The sequence below is a fragment of the Flagellimonas aquimarina genome (genome assembly GCF_003149745.1).
In the GTDB taxonomy this organism is placed as follows: Bacteria; Bacteroidota; Bacteroidia; order Flavobacteriales; family Flavobacteriaceae; genus Flagellimonas; species Flagellimonas aquimarina.
Genome location: NZ_QGEG01000003.1, coordinates 93,654 through 110,796 on the forward strand (window position 1 = coordinate 93,654; position 17,143 = coordinate 110,796).

At 38.4% G+C, this 17,143-nt stretch carries 13 protein-coding genes and 1 tRNA gene; 2 read left to right on the plus strand and 12 right to left on the minus strand.

The window, feature by feature from the left end; translation table 11 throughout:
- Positions 1-3: 3 nt before the first annotated feature.
- From DKG77_RS13635 to DKG77_RS13650, 4 genes are all read right to left on the minus strand, one after another.
- Positions 4-2,259, minus strand: coding sequence for an alginate lyase family protein (locus DKG77_RS13635; RefSeq protein WP_207785465.1), 2,256 nt, complete (start codon positions 2,257-2,259; stop codon positions 4-6).
- Between the two features lie 83 nt (positions 2,260-2,342).
- Positions 2,343-3,368 carry a polysaccharide lyase family 7 protein gene (locus tag DKG77_RS13640; RefSeq protein ID WP_109664037.1) on the minus strand — a complete coding sequence of 342 codons (1,026 nt, stop codon included), beginning with the start codon at positions 3,366-3,368 and terminating at the stop codon, positions 2,343-2,345.
- Between the two features lie 12 nt (positions 3,369-3,380).
- Entirely contained in the window at positions 3,381-5,702 is a 2,322-nt protein-coding gene (locus DKG77_RS13645; protein ID WP_165819399.1) for a chondroitinase-B domain-containing protein, read from the minus strand.
- Positions 5,703-5,744: 42 nt separating this feature from the next.
- Positions 5,745-6,845 carry a polysaccharide lyase family 7 protein gene (locus tag DKG77_RS13650; RefSeq protein ID WP_243414934.1) on the minus strand — a complete coding sequence of 367 codons (1,101 nt, stop codon included), beginning with the start codon at positions 6,843-6,845 and terminating at the stop codon, positions 5,745-5,747.
- Positions 6,846-7,070: 225 nt separating this feature from the next.
- Here DKG77_RS13650 and DKG77_RS13655 point away from each other — a divergent pair, with 225 nt between their 5' ends.
- The gene (locus DKG77_RS13655) at positions 7,071-8,039 is read left to right on the plus strand and encodes a sugar phosphate isomerase/epimerase family protein (RefSeq protein WP_109664043.1); all 969 of its coding nucleotides are present in this window, start codon (positions 7,071-7,073) and stop codon (positions 8,037-8,039) included.
- Positions 8,040-8,063: 24 nt separating this feature from the next.
- Complete coding sequence (locus DKG77_RS13660; RefSeq protein WP_109664045.1) at positions 8,064-8,795, plus strand: ribonuclease activity regulator RraA; 732 nt, start codon at positions 8,064-8,066, stop codon at positions 8,793-8,795.
- A gap of 37 nt (positions 8,796-8,832) precedes the next feature.
- On the opposite strand, the gene DKG77_RS13665 is transcribed toward DKG77_RS13660, so the two are convergent.
- From DKG77_RS13665 to DKG77_RS13700, 8 genes are all read right to left on the minus strand, one after another.
- Positions 8,833-8,906, minus strand: a tRNA-Arg gene (locus DKG77_RS13665).
- A gap of 6 nt (positions 8,907-8,912) precedes the next feature.
- Positions 8,913-9,365, minus strand: a complete 453-nt coding sequence (locus DKG77_RS13670) for a GatB/YqeY domain-containing protein (RefSeq protein ID WP_109664406.1) — start codon at positions 9,363-9,365, stop codon at positions 8,913-8,915.
- Between the two features lie 102 nt (positions 9,366-9,467).
- Positions 9,468-11,432, minus strand: a complete 1,965-nt coding sequence (gene ftsZ, locus DKG77_RS13675) for a cell division protein FtsZ (RefSeq protein WP_109664048.1) — start codon at positions 11,430-11,432, stop codon at positions 9,468-9,470.
- Positions 11,433-11,474: 42 nt separating this feature from the next.
- Positions 11,475-12,800, minus strand: a complete 1,326-nt coding sequence (ftsA, locus tag DKG77_RS13680; RefSeq protein ID WP_109664050.1) for a cell division protein FtsA — start codon at positions 12,798-12,800, stop codon at positions 11,475-11,477.
- Positions 12,801-12,803: 3 nt separating this feature from the next.
- Positions 12,804-13,523, minus strand: coding sequence for a cell division protein FtsQ/DivIB (locus tag DKG77_RS13685; RefSeq protein WP_109664053.1), 720 nt, complete (start codon positions 13,521-13,523; stop codon positions 12,804-12,806).
- Positions 13,513-14,865 carry a UDP-N-acetylmuramate--L-alanine ligase gene (gene murC, locus DKG77_RS13690; protein WP_109664055.1) on the minus strand — a complete coding sequence of 451 codons (1,353 nt, stop codon included), beginning with the start codon at positions 14,863-14,865 and terminating at the stop codon, positions 13,513-13,515. Before murC ends, DKG77_RS13685 begins: the two co-directional genes overlap by 11 nt.
- Positions 14,862-15,950 carry an undecaprenyldiphospho-muramoylpentapeptide beta-N-acetylglucosaminyltransferase gene (gene murG, locus DKG77_RS13695; protein ID WP_109664058.1) on the minus strand — a complete coding sequence of 363 codons (1,089 nt, stop codon included), beginning with the start codon at positions 15,948-15,950 and terminating at the stop codon, positions 14,862-14,864. Before murG ends, murC begins: the two co-directional genes overlap by 4 nt.
- Positions 15,937-17,142 (minus strand): FtsW/RodA/SpoVE family cell cycle protein, encoded by a 1,206-nt coding sequence (locus DKG77_RS13700; protein WP_109664061.1) that lies wholly within the window; start codon positions 17,140-17,142, stop codon positions 15,937-15,939. The genes murG and DKG77_RS13700 overlap by 14 nt, the downstream gene beginning before the upstream one ends.
- Position 17,143: the final 1 nt, after the last annotated feature.

Consider the following 17,143-nt stretch of genomic DNA (forward strand, 5'->3'; position numbering starts at 1 on the left):
ATACTATTTAACTGGACCAAAATAGTATGGCCCTGTCCATTTATACTCTTTGTTGTTTATTTCTAATTTATGCTCGTAGCTTTTTGACGCTTCTATATTTGACAGGATAAGCAGACTCTTTTTGTCTTTGGTAGTCTCAATAAGGACTCCAGTAAAATCTATATCATCATAAATGACTTCTAAATTTGAAATACTACTTCTTGCATTCACCGCAAATTCTGAGACCGGACTATATGCTCCATGAGATTCTATGATTGATACAAACACTTCTTTGGCAACATCTTTTCTGCGAAGCATAAAAGCAGCGTCCCTTCTTAGGTTAAATTCTGGGTCATTGGCTCCTAAACGCGTAAACAATAGTTCATCATTAAGATGTGTAGCCATTGTTAGCGTATAAAATTTTTGGTTGTTCAGCCATGAAAATTTTGTGTTTTGAGAAGTGGAATTACCTTTTCCTTCCAACCATAAATGTTGATAGCCGTTTGATGTTCCTAGAGGATTCAACGATTTGGGAACTTTATAGTCAAAATTCATTTCCATTATTTGCCCCTTATAATAAAATGGCAAATCATATTTATTCTTGGTATTGGAATTTACCTTTAGAATATCCAACACATAAGGCTTTTCCATATTCTTGTCTTTAATAAGGACAAGTGTTCTATGCATTTCTGTTTCAGGATATGCATTTTTCTCTTTTGCACTTATAAGTTGCACGTGGTCATTTGTAGTATCAAAAAAGAATAGCTCCGAATGGTGTTTGTTTCCAACTTCATATTTGCCATCAAAATGAGATGTTTCATTTTGGACCAATGTATTATGGGCCACGGTTTGTTTTGCCCATGTGGTATTTTCTTTGAGGTAGTTACCCCCCCCTTTTTGCTCAATGTTTACAAATCTTGCCAATCCATAATCCTGAAGCACTTCTTCTCCCTTTTCATATACAGAAAATGAAAGTTTATCATAATGTCCATGGCTCAAGCCTTGGGCTGCATATTTGAGTACTACGGTCAAGTCTTCTTCCCCATATCTTAAAATCCCCACTCCGCCTTGATCACCATCAGAGCCATCAGAGAGGTTAATTGATTTTTTTACAAAAGGCTTTGCCCTTCCTTCCTTTATCCCCATTGCAATGGACAATCCTGTGTCATCCAATACTACTCGACCTTGCTTTTGGGCAATACTCAGTAATTCTGGATTATTTCCTCCAAAATGATAGGCTATGTCAACGGCAGTTACCAATTCCCGAGAATAATATGACATTCCTTTTTGGCCATCATTAATTGGAAAAAATTCGCCATCTGCATCTGTTAAATTCAATAGTGCATTTACAGATTTTAAGAGTACCCCTTTTTTATATTCAAAAATTTTCAATTCGGGCTTTACGTTATGAAGTCCTTGGGCGAAAATCAAGAATGGATACATAGCATACCTTTGATAATAAGGCCCTTCAGTATAATACCCATCTGGTGAAAAAGGTTCATCCAAATTCGCCAAAAAACCCGTTTTCTGACCTTCCTCTTTTATAAAACCCCCATCATTATCCTTGGCACCTACTTCCAAAGCATCATCTTTAAAACCATACAATGCTCTTTCAACAAGTTCTTCATCATCCATTACCAAACCAATCATACCTACAGCAGCATTGCCCCAAGTGCTATGGTTGTGCACACGATTATAGAACTGCGGATTTTTTACGGATATCCAATCAGCAAATGGTCTAAAAAGATTTTTCTCTAAATTTTTACGCTCTTTTTTTGACAGCCAATCGTAGATGCAGTCGTAAGCCTGACTTACATAAACCAACCAATTGGAATCATTCAAGCATTGCCAGAATAATTTCCCTCTAGCATAGGAACGTGTTTTTGGATGAGCTGGTAATGTTGGATAGAGCTCAGCGTATTGCATTAACATATCGCGAACATAAATCGCATATTTCTCATCTTGTAAAATCTGGAATAAGACTCCTGCTTTTTGTAGGACAATCCAATTCTTTTTATGACGTGTATGTGTATACCCGCCGGAGTAATCTTTTGGAACAGGCGTATCAATTCCTAAAGCGATTTCAGCATCAACTTCTTTTTTCAGTTGTTCTAAGGAAACATCAAATAAGGGCACCTTGCCCAACTCAGCTCTAATTTTTTCAACACCAGCTTTGGTGAGAATCAAACTGGGATGTTCTTGAGCTATTGCTATAAAAGGGGAAATACTTAAGTAGCCAATAATACAGAAAAGAAAAAAGGAGTTTTTCAAAAACATCATTAAATTGGTTAACCAATTTGGTTTACCAAAAATACATTTAATTCTAAGATTCACAAATTTTTAACAATAGTTCATCATGGAAATTAGTCGTTATTAGGTGAAGTAGCCGCTCCTACCGTGGCTTCTTTAAACCAAACCTCTGCGAAGCTGCCATTTGCGTATTGTTTGGCTATATCACCTCCATAGGTTTCCGATTTGGTGGACTTTCTGTTCGCTTGATTGTAGCACCCTTGTTTGAAATATTGTACTTCACCAGCATAAGCGGTATCACGTTCTACTCCGTCGCGACCTCTCAAGTAATAAGTATTCAATATTTGTTCGGGAACATCCGCTTTTTTCGAAAAATCAGATTTCAATAAACTCTTTTCGAAGCGCACTGTCTCATGACCTTTACTTTTAAAGGTTAAGTACATCATCCCTTCAAACACATTTACCTCATAACTGAATTCTTCCCCTAATGCGATACCATCTTCGGGTTCCTTTGGATATGATGTTGCACTTGTTCCCACATTAGAGAAATCATAGCCCCAAACGGCGGTTGAAAAATCCCAACGGCCTGAATTATCACCTGCTGTATTAATTTCATAATTCCAGAAAACAGAACCTTTTTCATGATCTGGAAATTTTTTGTAAAAGATTTTTAAAGGTTCATTTTCATGACCCTCATCACTATGTATTTGTCCAATAACCGTGGAATATGAAGAGGATACTTTAGCATCACCTGTAGTTGACACATGCATAACCTTCAAGGTTCCCGTTAGTTTGCCACCTGTTTCAGGAATCCAATGTGCTTTTTGGCCTAATTCTGTTCTTGTATTACTTGAGGTTCTTGAGGTAACACCTGAATTGGGAGTTTTATATACCACCCAATCGGTTTCGCCATCGTTCTCAACATAAAAGAAATTTTCTTTTGAAAAATTCACTAACGAATCGCTTTTTGTACCATCACCACAAAGAATTTTCCATTCATCCATAAACGGAATTACATCGCTCGGGTAGATGATAGCTTTTGTAACTTCTTTTTGAACCTGCTTTGTTTTCTCTTTACAACTAGCAACCACTAAAATAAGACCGACTAGTACTACAGTTATTATCGTTTTAGTTTTCATTTTTCCTTTGGATTAATACATGAGTTTCAATGGAAGATTTTCTTGAACTATCAACTCCCCTGAATTTTTCAATTCGTTATCAGCATGCGAATTGTTTTTTGCACCCCACAGACGCGCAACCATTTTCACTCGGTTGTTCTCGAACTTATTTCCTGCAATAATAACATTGATAATACCATACGTATTTATTAATATTCCGTTTTCCTCCTTGGCACCGCAATTCGCAAAGGAGCTATTGGTCACAACTAGATTTCCACCTACCGTTGATTCGTCATAACCACCTCTGTAGTAATTAATGGTATTCTCGGCAATACCAAGAAATCGACAATTGTCAATAAAGACGTTTTCCGCATTGTAATCACCACGATCATCATCCTCGGCTGCCAATTCTATTCCATTCAAACAGTTTTGAATGAGGGTAGATTTGAATTTTACATACTCCGAAAAAGAGTATTTATAGCCTTTTAACACATAGTCAAAATCTGCTATTTCACTATCGATTACCGTTAAATTATAATGGCTGGACATGTTACTTTGCAAACTAGCAAAAGCATACTGACTTTTTTGACCTTTTAACGAAACCCCTTCAAGGGTAAGCTCTCCCTTGGGGTTCATTTCAAAGGCGGGCGTTTTGGCCTCACCACTATACATGATTATTGCTTTCTCATTGGCACTTGCTAAACGAATAGTGAGTTTTTTAGAAATCTTCAGCGAATTTTTCAGTTCGTATTGGTCCGCTGTTAAGGCTATGATATCACCACTATTTGCTGCTTCTACAGCTGTCACCAATTCTACAACAGAAGCTACGGAATGTGTTTTCACCTCATTCTCATTTGCCTCATTAATAGTATACCAACCAGGACCATATTTAGAGACATCCATAAGATTTGGGGAATTCGCGGGTCCACCAGCTATTGCTCCAACAACATTTTTATCTGCTCTTGATCTACCAAACAAATCTTCTTTAATTTGGTCAAATTCGAAACCGTTATAAAACCCTATGTTAGGTAGTTCAGTTGAAGGTATTAAAAGATTCTCCTCTACCTCAGAAAGTGAAAATTCCTCTTGTTTAAATCCTGAGTAAGGATTGAGGGCGACACCTTGATTGTTTATTAAATTACTTTTAAAATCAATGCCATCTAAAGAATCGTGCGCTACAATAGGAAGCATATCGCCCTTTTCATTATAGATTAAATTGTTAGCCACGATAGTACGAATAGGTCTTTCCGACCTGATTTCAGAAGCCGGTAACACATCTTTTTGGTCAACATTGGATCCCACACCAAATTGTAATGGCGAAGTACAATTGATCCAAGAGTTATGGGCCACAACGACATCCGTAACTTGTATATATCGGTTTAGTGGTGATTTAGGAATACCATTCATCACAGCCAGCGGACTTCTGAAAACTTGGCCTTTTAGGTTATAAAAATAGTTGTTGGTCACCCAATGCCCGGTTCCTATCAATCGAATGCCCCCTATTTGTTCAGAATTATCATCTCCAATAAAATAGTTTCCGTCTACGATGCAGTAATTACCATGTCTTGTAACCAATGAGCCTTCGCTTTTATAAAAAACATTATTCCGAAATTCATTGAAATTTGTTTTGCTGGAAATTATCTCTACTTCGCCGTTACAACGATCAAAGAAGTTGTTTTGCACGAGTGTATAACTGGGAGCCATGGAGGTAAAACTATTACCAATCTGTATGGTTTCGGCGCTTGGTCCACCTTTGGGTGGTCTTGGCCCGAAATAGTTATTCGTGATTTTGTGGTAATTTTTTATGCTCTTGTTGCCTTCCAAATCAACTCGAATCGTCGGGCCCCGATTAGACTTCCCTGCAATATAACAATGATCAACCTCATTATGCCTCCCTTTTAACAACACCCATAAATCGCTTTGGTTTCGCTGGTCTTTATTAAAATCTTCGATTACACAATTCGTTACCCGCGTATGATTGGCAAGGGTATCTTTATTGATGGCAAACTCTATCACCGCTCTTGAAGGTGACGAGCCTTCCGTAAAGTGCAAACCATCAACCACTAAATATTCACCTCCAAGTTTTAAATCAGACTTTCCTTTGATTAGCACTTCGCCAGCGGTTTCGGCTCTTAAGGTTATAGGCTGCTTCTCCTTTCCGTAACCTACAAATCGAATTTTAACATCATTCCATTCGCCGTTCGCCATGACTATTTCATCACCTGGACTCACATTTGCCAAAGCCACATTCAATTCTTCAATATCATTCACTGTGACGCCTTTTTGAACAGTATTTTCTCCACAGGAAATAAATAAAAGAAGGCCACTAAGAAGGAATAAACGGTATTTCATCATATTAAAACTTATAATTAATTGAACTTTGAGACAATCCATGGCCTAGTCATTTTTAGCGAAATAACCCTCATTTGATACGGCAGCATCGCTTACGTAAATACTTGCTGTTTTAAACCAAACTTCAGCATAGTTTCCGTCGGCATATTGTTTTTGAACATCACCACCATGGGTTTCAGCTCCAGAACACCAATTCTTGTTTACTTCTGGAGACTTTCCATTTGTTTGGTTATAAGAACCTAATTTAAAAAAAAGACCCTCGCCTGCATATGCCTTTGAACGTTCCGCCCCGTCTTGACCGATTGGCACAAATAAGTCTTGTGTTTGTTTTGGAATATCCGCTGCTGTTGTATACTCTGATACGATTAAGTTTTTTGAAAATGTTTTGGTTTCATGCCCCTCGCTCATAAACTTTAAGCGCATTATACCATCTTTGACCTCAATTTCATAACTGAATTCTTCACCTAAGGCAATACCATCCTTAGGTTCTTCTGGATAAGTGTTCACTTCAGAACCAACAACAGAAAAATTATTGCCCCAAACAGCGGTTGAAAAATCCCATCTTCCAGAATTATCATCGCCTGCTGTATTGATTTCATAATGCCAAAAAACCGATCCTTTGGAGTGTCCGGGGAACTTTTTGTAAAATATTTTCAGCGGTTCGTTCTCATGGCCATCGGCACTGTGAATCTGACCAACAACTACTGAATAAGTAGATGCAACTCGAGCATCGCCGGTAGCTGAGACATTCATTACTTTGAGAGTAGCTGTCAATTTATCATTGGCGGTTGCAGGATACCATTTTTTCATCTGAGCCAATTCGGTTCTTGTGTTATTGGAAGTCCCATGAGTATCTCCTGCATTGGGTGCTTTATAAACTACCCAATTACTTTTACCGTCGTTTGTAACGTAAAAGAAATTTTCGTTCTCATAATTAGTTGCCAGACCTACATTAGAACCATCACCTAAGATTAAATTCCAATGTTGAAAAAATGGTATGACGTCGTTTGCAACAATTCCTTTGGATGCTTTTTCATTGGCTTTCGAGACATCTTGCTTGATATCTTTACAGCTCTTCAGGAACAACAAAGCACCAATCATTATGGCAAACATGGTAGTCTTTGATGGAGATATTTTGAAATTCATGTTGTAATTATGTCGGTTATACATACGATATGCTAGTTCAAAATAGGACTATATGAAACAAGTTTGAAGCTGTGGCACTTCAAATAAAGTCATATTACTATAATCGAAAAAACTGGTTTATTCAAATTGGTTAACCAGTTTGGTTTACCAAAAATACATATATTTGTAAGACACGCAAGTTTTTAACATAATTTCTACCTAGAAAATATAAAACTGCACCTGATTATGAAAAAAGATAAAAAAGGTATCTCAAGAAGAAATTTTACACAGCTATCGGCTGCTGCATTAGGTAGTATACCGCTTATGGGTTTTGACAAATCTCTCTTAAATACACGTCCAAATCCAAATGACGATATCAAGGTAAATTTGTTTTCTAAACATTTGCAATTTCTTGATTACAATGAGATGTCAGAAGCTGCCGCAGATATGGGTTTTGATGGTTTAGATTTAACTGTAAGGCCTAAAGGGCATGTGCTGCCTGAACGTGCTGCTGAAGATTTACCTAAGGTAATTTCCACAATGAAGAAATTCGGTTTGCTACCGACCATGATGACGACCAATATTACCGAAGCAAACGACCCGCAAAGCAGGCAGGTTCTAGAAACGGCAAGTGCCCTGGGACTAACGCATTACCGTACCGGATGGCTCACTTATCCTGAAGAAAAGACAATTCAGCAAACTATCGAGGTCCATGCTCAAAAATTAGCCGCTTTGGAGGTGCTGAACAAAAAATTGGGATTGTACGGCGGATATCAAAACCATGCTGGCAATCATGTTGGTGCCCCGATTTGGGATATCCCGCAAATTTTAAAAAACACATCTTCCCTGCACATGGGCTGCCAATATGATATTCGGCATGCGGTTGTAGAAGGAGGTAGTAGTTGGCAACTCGGTCTTCGCCTTGTTCATTCCTACATTAGCAGTATCGACATCAAGGATTTTAAATGGGGACAGAAAGATGGAAAATGGCAACCGATAAATGTCCCATTGGGAGAAGGTATGGTCGATTTCGATTCCTACTTCAAACTGCTTAAAAAATATAAAATCAATGTGCCCGTTTCGCTACATTTGGAGTATGATTTAGGAGGGGCAGAACATGGTGGTTCTAAAATCACGATTGATAAAAAGGAAGTTTTTGCGCAAATGAAAAAGGACTTGACTTTTTTAAAAAATGCTTGGCAACAAGCAGAATAATTCTAATCAATAAGTTAGAATACTATGACTGAAGTAGCAAAATCTACAAAAGACAAGTTGAAAAAAGTAAGTACGGCTACCATCGCCACCTGCCTTTTCAAAAAAGGATTGAAAAATCAATTTATACAAAATGTCAAACCACTAAAATTAGGCAAACCCACAATGGTCGGGCAAGCATATACCTTGCGCTATATTCCTGCCCGTGAAGATTTGAATCCTATTTCAGTTTTTAAAGACCCTAAACATTTACAAAGAGTAGCGGTTGAAGAGTGTCCTGAAGGGGCTGTACTTGTCATTGATAGCAGAAAAGACGCTCGAGCCGCTTCGGCAGGTTCAATATTAGTAACTCGATTGATGAAACGCGGTGTCTCAGGATTGGTAACCGATGGTGGATTTCGGGATTCCGCTGAAATAGCGGATTTGGACTTTCCAGCATATCATAGCAGACCTTCGGCACCTACCAATCTTACATTGCACCAAGCCATTGCCATTAACGAACCTATTGGTTGTGGAGATGTGGCGGTTTTTCCAGGAGATTTTATAGTTGGTGATAATGATGGTGTTATGGTCATACCGCAACATTTAGCTGATGATGTAGCTGATGAATGTTTAGAGATGACCTTGTATGAGGAATTTGTACTTGAAAAAGTTGGAAATGGGGCATCTGTGATTGGGCTTTACCCTTTAACCAACAATGCGCTTAAAACTGAGTTTGAAACTTGGAAACACTTAAACAAAAAAGCCCGAAAATCATAAATCTTCAGGCTTTTTAGAATCAAATAAGAGCTTTTTGTGACCACGGTAGGATTCAAACCTACGACCGCTGGAGCCGAAATCCAGTGCTCTATTCAGCTGAGCTACGTGGCCATATCTTTAAGAATTTAATTTAGCCTTAACAATGCTAGAAATGGTCTTGCCATCTGCTTGCCCGGCCAATTCTTTGGAAACAATGCCCATCACCTTGCCCATATCCTTCATTCCTGATGCGCCGATTGAATCGATGGTCATTACAACAACTTTTTCAATTTCTTCCTCAGTGAGCTGTTCTGGTAAAAACTTTTCAATTATGGCCACTTGGGCCAATTCTGGAGCTGCTAAATCCTCTCTTCCTTGCTCCGTAAATATTGTAGCGCTGTCCTTACGTTGTTTTACCAATTTTTGGACCAGTTTAACCTCATCTTCTTCAGAAAGTTCTCCACCACCGCCTTTATCCGTCTTAGCCAACAGAATTGCAGATTTAATAGCTCGCAATGATTCCAGCGCAACAGTATCTTTTGCTTTCATTGCTGTTTTCATCTCTATCATTACCTGATCTTGCAAACTCATTTTATCTCTATTTTGGGCAGCGAAGATAAAAAATAAACCCGAAAGTCTCTTAACTAACGGGTTTATGCTCTCCATCTTAAATGGATTTCAATTTAAACACTACTAATCAACATTATCATGCAAAAAAGAGTTGTTGGAACGCAATTGTAAATCGTCATTGCTGTCCTCGCTCAGTGTTGTCCTAGAGACCTTTTGCTCTTGGGGAGTATCATCTAAATCCACCCCCTGCCTCTTGTAAGCAGGTTGCTTTTCTATTTCGTCAATACTGTTCCTGTTGTTTTGAAATTTGTAATTGAAATTCTTTAATTTCTTTCTTCGTTCGTCTGCGCGATCTTTTAATAGATCATTAATGGAACTGTTAAACGGATCTACATTTCCTGAAGCATTTTCTCCACCTGTAGAAGCCTCGGTCTTTATTGTTTTTTTCTCAAACACCAATTCATCTTCAACCAATTTGGGCTCATGGGTTTCCGCTACGGACCTAGCCCCCGTCAATTGGGTTTCCAACTCCATGTATTCTTCCAAATTGTAACGGGTCTCCCCTTCTTTTTTAAACTCCAATACGGGCTTTACCTCTACATATTCATTTACATCAATATCTTTTAAGCCATCATCTAAATTGAACGTAATGGTATGCTCCTTTTCCTCTTCATCCTTTTCTTCCGTTTTGTTCAAGGGCATATCAAACGTTAACGCAAATTGATCCTCTGCCGCTTTTGGCGAAACAACCTCTGGATCTATTACATCAATATCATTAAGTATGCTCTTTGCTTCTATGATAACAAAATCATCTTCTAAGCTTTCAGGAATTACTTCTTCATAAAAAACATTAAAGTTTCGGATGTAATTTGTAGTTGGAATAAGCTCAATCTCTTCAGCTTTTGGCAGAACTTCTTCTACCTTTTCCTCTTCTTCCATTTCCAGCGTATGCTTAACTATTACCGGTTCCTGGTCAATAGGTGTTTCAACCTTAATTTCTTGAACAGTAGTAGTATCAGGAGTTAATTCCTGTTCTGCGATTTGCTCATCTTCCAGTGTATAAAAGACCTTTTTGGTTTCCGTATTTACTATATCATCTTGTTGATCTACATTGAATCCTGTAGCGATCACCGTTACAGCAATGGCGTCTCCCAAGCCTTCATCTTCACCAACACCCATAATAATGTTTGCGCCATGTCCCGCTTCAATTTGGATATAGTCATTGATTTCCCCTATTTCATCAATGGTGATTTCCTGTGAACCAGAAACAATAAGTAACAATACGTTTTTGGCTCCATTTATTTTATTGTCGTTCAATAACGGTGAATCCAGTGCCTTCATGATGGCCTCTCCAGCCCTTGCCGAGCCAGATGCCGTAGATGAACCCATTATTGCAGTACCACTATTGGAAAGTACTGTTTTGGCATCCCTAAGGTCAATGTTTTGTGTATAGTGATGTGTAATTACCTCCGCAATTCCCTTTGCCGCGGTTGCCAAAACCTCATCTGCCTTTGAAAAACCTGCTTTAAACCCAAGATTTCCATATACTTCTCGTAATTTGTTGTTGTTGATTACGATTAGCGAATCCACATTGGAACGTAGTTTTTCAATACCGGCCTGAGCTTGTTTGTTACGCATAGCTCCTTCAAACTGAAAAGGAATCGTAACAATACCTACCGTAAGGACATCCATCTCTCTGGCCACTTTGGCAATGATAGGCGCTGCACCTGTTCCTGTACCACCACCCATACCGGCAGTAATAAAGACCATTTTAGTGGTATGTCCTAACAATGTTTTTAAATCTTCCATGCTTTCCAATGCAGCCTGCTCGCCAACATCTGGATTGGCTCCAGCACCAAGTCCCTCCGTTAAGGACACACCCAGTTGGATTTTATTGGGAACCGTACTATTTTGTAAAGCTTGGGCATCTGTATTGCAGATTACAAAATCCACTCCGTTGATACCAGCTTGAAACATGTGATTGATGGCATTGCTACCTCCACCACCAACGCCAATTACTTTTATTACGTTGCTCTTGTTCTTGGGAAGATCAAAAGCGATGTTATCAAATTCGGTGCTCTTACTCATGATAGTTTTTTGTTACTTATTAGGGTGTGCTATATAGGGTTATTACTCCGCGTTGTCCAAAAAGTCCTTTAGCTTTTCGGACCATTTGTCAAAAATTGATTTTCTTTCTTTCATCGACATATTTGCCGATTTGTTTGCCACATGCTCTTGGCCCACCAAAACCTGTTCATCTTCTTGTATTTCTTCTTCCATGACAGCGTTCATGGAAGTTGTTTCCAAAGCATTCATTAAAAGTCCAACTGCTGTTGCATATAAAGGACTTGCAATCTCTTCTTCAGAATCTCCTGCCAAATGCTCATTAGGATATCCAATACGTGTATCCATTCCGGTGATATATTCAACCAATTGTTTCAAATGCTTCAACTGGCTTCCTCCACCCGTTAATACAATACCGGCAATTAGTTTTTTCTTTTGTTCTTCGTGACCATAGTTCTTTATTTCAACATAAACCTGTTCCACAATCTCCACTACCCGAGCATGGATAATTTTGGATAGGTTTTTCAAGGTGATTTCTTTAGGCTCCCTGCCCCTTAGTCCAGGAATGGAAACAATCTCGTTATCCTTATTTTCACCCGGCCATGCGGAGCCAAATTTTATCTTTAATAATTCAGCCTGCTTCTCTATAATTGAACAACCTTCTTTAATATCTTCTGTGATGACATTTCCCCCAAAAGGTATTACCGAGGTATGACGAATGATTCCATCCTTAAAGATTGCAAGGTCTGTGGTTCCACCTCCTATATCAATCAAAGCAACTCCTGCTTCCTTTTCTTCCTGACTTAAAACAGCTTCTGCCGATGCTAATGGCTCCAAGGTGATGTTTGCCAAGTCCAGACCAGCACTCTTTATACATCTACCAATATTTTTGATGGACGAAACCTGCCCGACCACTACATGAAAGTTGGCCTCTAATCGACCACCGTACATCCCTTTGGGCTCTTTTATTTCCGGTTGGCCATCCACACGGTATTCCTGCGGCAAAACATGTATGATCTCTTCACCTGGAAGCATGACCAACTTATAGACTTGATTACAGAGTTTCTCCAAATCATCATCGTTGATTACTTCTTCTGAATTTGGCCTTGTGATATAATCACTGTGCTGAAGACTTCTTATATGCTGCCCAGCAATGCCCACGACAACAGAGCCTATTTTTAACCCAGAGTCTACCTCTGCTTGCTCCACTGCCTGTTGAATGGATGAAATGGTCTGAGTAATGTTATTGACCACACCTCTATGAACACCCAAGCTTTTTGACTTACCTGTTCCTAAAATCTCTATTTTGCCATACTCATTTTCCTTACCAATAATCGCAACGATTTTGGTAGTTCCAATATCCAAACCAACTGAATAATTACCTTGTTCCATACTTTATATTTTGGTGCACACCACTTGATTATTGAATTCTAAACTTACTATTGCATATTTCTCCAAAGAATTGTCCTTGGCAGCTTTTGCATAAAACGCCATAAAATTTTTGAACTTCTCATTGAGGTTTTCAACTCCTCCCAAATTCACCACAAAGTTTTCTAAACGAAACTTTAATTGGTACTTTCCTTCTTCCTCAACATGTATACCGATAACATTTTTTCTAAGAAAATCGTCCTCGTTGATATAATTTAAAATCGTATAGGCGTCCTCAAGGCTTTTACCCGTAATTTTCCCAGTAATTATGGGAACTCTAGCTGAATGATCCTTGGATAAAGGCATACGTTTTCCCAAATCATCCAAATAAAATTTAGAGACTCCCTCTACTCTTCCAATTGGTTTACGCTGAACAATCTTAGATATAAGTTCTCCATTTACAGTAAGATAGACTTGGGCGTTTTTCACCATAGCATTGGACAGTATAATATCCTCTATGGTATTCAAAACTAATTCTTCTTTAGCCCTATTTTTTACCGTGCCATAATTTTGTATTAACAATTTATTAACTGAGGCTTCTGTAAGGTATAAGTTATTGTCCCCCAAAAAATTAATGGATATATCTGCCACTCTTTTTTTCTTGCTACGATGCTCTGCAAAACCATAAAGTCCAATTATGGTAATGGACAAAAGCGTCAATTTTATGTAATTCCAATTAACTCGCATACGCTAATTCTTTTTTTATTTTTGGTATCTCCATTCCAATATCGCCAGCTCCCATTGTTACCAAAACGCCTGTTTTACAATTTTTTATTTCGTTTATTAGATTAAGTTTAGAAACCAACTTTTTCTTTGGATTATTGATTTTCTCCAATAGCCAAGCTGAAGTAATCCCCTTGATAGGCTCTTCTCTTGCTGGATATATTTCCAATAACAGAACCACATCAAATTTTGATAGACTTTTTGCAAAATCATCAGCAAAATCCTTTGTTCTAGAAAACAAATGAGGCTGAAAAACTGCGGTTATTTCCTCATTTGGGTGCATTTCTTTTATTGCTTCGTAAACAGCACTGATCTCTGTTGGGTGATGTGCGTAATCATCAATAAAAGTAAAATCCGTATCCTGTATCTGATAGGAAAATCTTCTTTGCACTCCTTTAAAGGTCCCTAATGCCTCAGCGAGACGGTGCGGGGGAGAACCAGCTTGCAACGCCATTGCAAATGCAGCTAATCCATTAAGTAAATTGTGCCTTCCCGGCTTATTAAAACGAACCCGTTCCAATACCCCTGTGGGAGTAACCAAATCAAATATGTAGGTGCCCTGTTCAATTGAAATGTTTTCTATACGATAATCTGATCCATCCTCAATCCCATAAGTAGTGCCTTGTAATGGAAGTCCATTCCTAATAAAAAGCATCCCACCAGGCTTTATTTTTTCAACAAAATCCCTAAAAGACTTTTGTAGTTCATTGCTTGTTCCATAAATGTCCAGATGGTCTGCATCCATAGAGGTAATACAAGCTACATCTGGTGAAAGTTGTAAAAACGATCTATCAAACTCATCTGCCTCTACAACCGAGTATTCTGTTCCTTCCAACACAAAATTGCTGTTGAAATCTTCTGAAATACCTCCTAAAAAGGCCGTTAAAGGGGTGCCACTTTCTTTAAGTAAATGAGCTAAAATGCAAGAGGTAGTAGTCTTTCCGTGCGTACCTGCTACTGCAAAACAAAACGTATCTCTGGTAATAATACCCAACACTTCGGAACGTTTTTTTACTACAAAACCATTTTCCCTGAAGAAATTTAATTGCGAATGTGTAGATGGTACCGCCGGAGTATAGACCACAAGTGTATTTTTAACATTTTTAAACATATCCGGTATTAGGCGTACTTCATCTTTGAAGTGCACAAAAATTTCCTTTTCAATAAGCTCATCCGTGATAGGAGTCTGAGTTTTGTCGTATCCCATCACCTTCTTGTCTATATATTTGAAATAGCGCGCCAAGGCGGACATACCTATACCTCCGATACCAATAAAGAAGACGTTATGGATGTCCTTTAAATTCATTTAAACAATTTTTCAATTTCATCAACTATGTGCTCCGTAGCTTTTGGCATAGCCAACTCCTTAATATTAGTGCTCAACTTATTTTGAGTGTCAGCTGAATCCATGAGGTTTATAAAACTTTTCTCGAATTCAGAATCCAATTCGCTTTCCTTTAGCATAAGAGCAGCATTTTTTGAGACCAGTGCTCTCGCATTTTTGGTCTGATGGTCTTCTGCCACATTGGGTGATGGTATAAATATTACTGGCTTTCCTACCAAACACAATTCTGATACCGACCCAGCCCCTGCTCTGGAAAGGATTATATCTGCAGCTGTATACGCATAATCCATTCTATTTAAAAAGGCCAAAACCTTTACAGAACTTGAATCGTATTGCTTATAATCCTCATTATACAGTTTACCACATTGCCATATTAGCTGCACTCCTTGATGTTGAAAAAAATCAAGTTCTTTTTCAATTAATTGATTCACCCTTCTCGCGCCCAAACTACCTCCTAGGATCAATATGGTCTTCTTGCTTGAATCCAATCCAAAAAACTCAATTGCCTCTTTTTTATCAATCTTTAGATCAACCAAATCGGAACGGACAGGGTTACCCGTCTTAATAATTTTTTCTTTTGGGAAAAATTGCTCCATACCATCATAGGCAACACAAATGCGCTTTGCCTTACTTGCCAACAATTTGTTCGTTATTCCTGCGTAAGAGTTTTGCTCCTGTAACAAACATGGAATTTTACCGCTAGCGGCCATCTTAAGCAATGGTCCACTGGCAAATCCCCCCGTGCCAATGGCCACATTGGGTTTAAACCGTTTTGTTATTTGCCGTGCTCTCAACAAACTACTTATTAGTTTTAATGGAAACATTAAATTTTTAAGTGTCAGTTTCCGTTGCAATCCACTTATCCACAAGCCTTCTATTTTATATCCTGCTTGCGGTACTTTCTCCATTTCCATTTTATCCTTAGCTCCAACAAACAAAAATTCAGCTTTTGGATACCTCTTTTTCAGCTCATTGGCAATTGCTATTGCCGGATAAATATGTCCTCCCGTGCCTCCTCCAGAAAGTATAAACCTATAATTGCCCACTTAATACTTCTAAAGGATTACTTTCATCTATGTTATAGGATTCCTCCTCTAAATTTTCTTTTTTGTTGCTTGCACTCAGTATAATGCCAATCGCCATACACGTCATCCAAATAGACGTTCCTCCCATGCTGATCAATGGCAATGGTTGACCTGTTACCGGAAATAATTGTACCACTACAGCCATATTGATGAATGCTTGAAAAACAATTGGTAAACCCACACCAATCACCAACAATTTGGAAAAAATGGTCTTAGCTGAATTTGCGACCACTACAATCCGAAATAGAAGTAACAAATAGAAGAACAATAAGGCCCCTCCTCCCAGCAGTCCATACTCTTCTATAATTATTGCAAAAATGAAATCAGAAGTGCTTTGAGAGAGCATGTTTTTAATGACACTTTTTCCCGCACCCTTTCCTACTACACCGCCTTCTGCTATGGCAATCTTTGCAAGGGTAAGTTGATGTAAATCATCTTTCCCTGCTTTTTCTGGACTCCAAAAAGTTTCGATTCTGGATTTCCATGTTCCTGCCCGTTGCGGCAATATCTCGGGGGTTTTAAATAGCACAAACAAAAACATTCCAGACAGCACTATTCCGGTCCCAACTATGGCAAACAAATATTTAAGGGGATATCCACCTAAAAAACAGAGCACCAAAACCAAAAAGCTAATTATGGCCGCTGTGGAAAAATTTTCAGGTAAAATCAATAAAACAACTAAAACTGTTGGTAGCCACAATGGCAATATGCTTTCTTTAAATGTGATTGCAACATCCTTTATTTTTGTTAAATACCGTGCAATCCATATCATTAAAACAACTGATGCCAAAGTTGATGTCTGAAAATTGACACCTACAAACGGAATCTTAATCCATCTATTTGCAGTAACGCCGCCTATTTTGGTTTCTACAGTAAGTGTGTACACCAATAGAATTAAAACAATGGGCAATGCTATTATGGAAAGTCCTTTAAAATAATGTGTTGGGATTCGATGGACTGCGTAAATAATTCCAAATCCTAAAAACAATAGTACCGCATGTTTTATTAGGTGCCCAAAGGTTGTGCCATCGTCATTTACATATACCAAATTGGTACTTGCACTATACACCGGTAAAAATGAGAAAAGGGCCAAAAGAGCCACTACGCCCCAAATGGCTTTATCACCTTTCAAATTTTTAAATACCGTCAACATT

What these genes read in the sequence shown, in the direction of transcription:
- DKG77_RS13685 (WP_109664053.1), bottom strand. Translation starts at nt 13,523, where the DNA reads ATGCGAGTTAATTGGAATTACATAAAATTGACGCTTTTGTCCATTACC.
- murC (WP_109664055.1), bottom strand. Translation starts at nt 14,865, where the DNA reads ATGAATTTAAAGGACATCCATAACGTCTTCTTTATTGGTATCGGAGGT.
- DKG77_RS13670 (WP_109664406.1), bottom strand. Translation starts at nt 9,365, where the DNA reads ATGAGTTTGCAAGATCAGGTAATGATAGAGATGAAAACAGCAATGAAA.
- DKG77_RS13650 (WP_243414934.1), bottom strand. Translation starts at nt 6,845, where the DNA reads ATGAATTTCAAAATATCTCCATCAAAGACTACCATGTTTGCCATAATG.
- DKG77_RS13635 (WP_207785465.1), bottom strand. Translation starts at nt 2,259, where the DNA reads ATGATGTTTTTGAAAAACTCCTTTTTTCTTTTCTGTATTATTGGCTAC.
- DKG77_RS13700 (WP_109664061.1), bottom strand. Translation starts at nt 17,142, where the DNA reads ATGTTGACGGTATTTAAAAATTTGAAAGGTGATAAAGCCATTTGGGGC.
- ftsA (WP_109664050.1), bottom strand. Translation starts at nt 12,800, where the DNA reads ATGGAACAAGGTAATTATTCAGTTGGTTTGGATATTGGAACTACCAAA.
- DKG77_RS13660 (WP_109664045.1), top strand. Translation starts at nt 8,064, where the DNA reads ATGACTGAAGTAGCAAAATCTACAAAAGACAAGTTGAAAAAAGTAAGT.
- DKG77_RS13655 (WP_109664043.1), top strand. Translation starts at nt 7,071, where the DNA reads ATGAAAAAAGATAAAAAAGGTATCTCAAGAAGAAATTTTACACAGCTA.
- ftsZ (WP_109664048.1), bottom strand. Translation starts at nt 11,432, where the DNA reads ATGAGTAAGAGCACCGAATTTGATAACATCGCTTTTGATCTTCCCAAG.
- DKG77_RS13640 (WP_109664037.1), bottom strand. Translation starts at nt 3,368, where the DNA reads ATGAAAACTAAAACGATAATAACTGTAGTACTAGTCGGTCTTATTTTA.
- DKG77_RS13645 (WP_165819399.1), bottom strand. Translation starts at nt 5,702, where the DNA reads ATGATGAAATACCGTTTATTCCTTCTTAGTGGCCTTCTTTTATTTATT.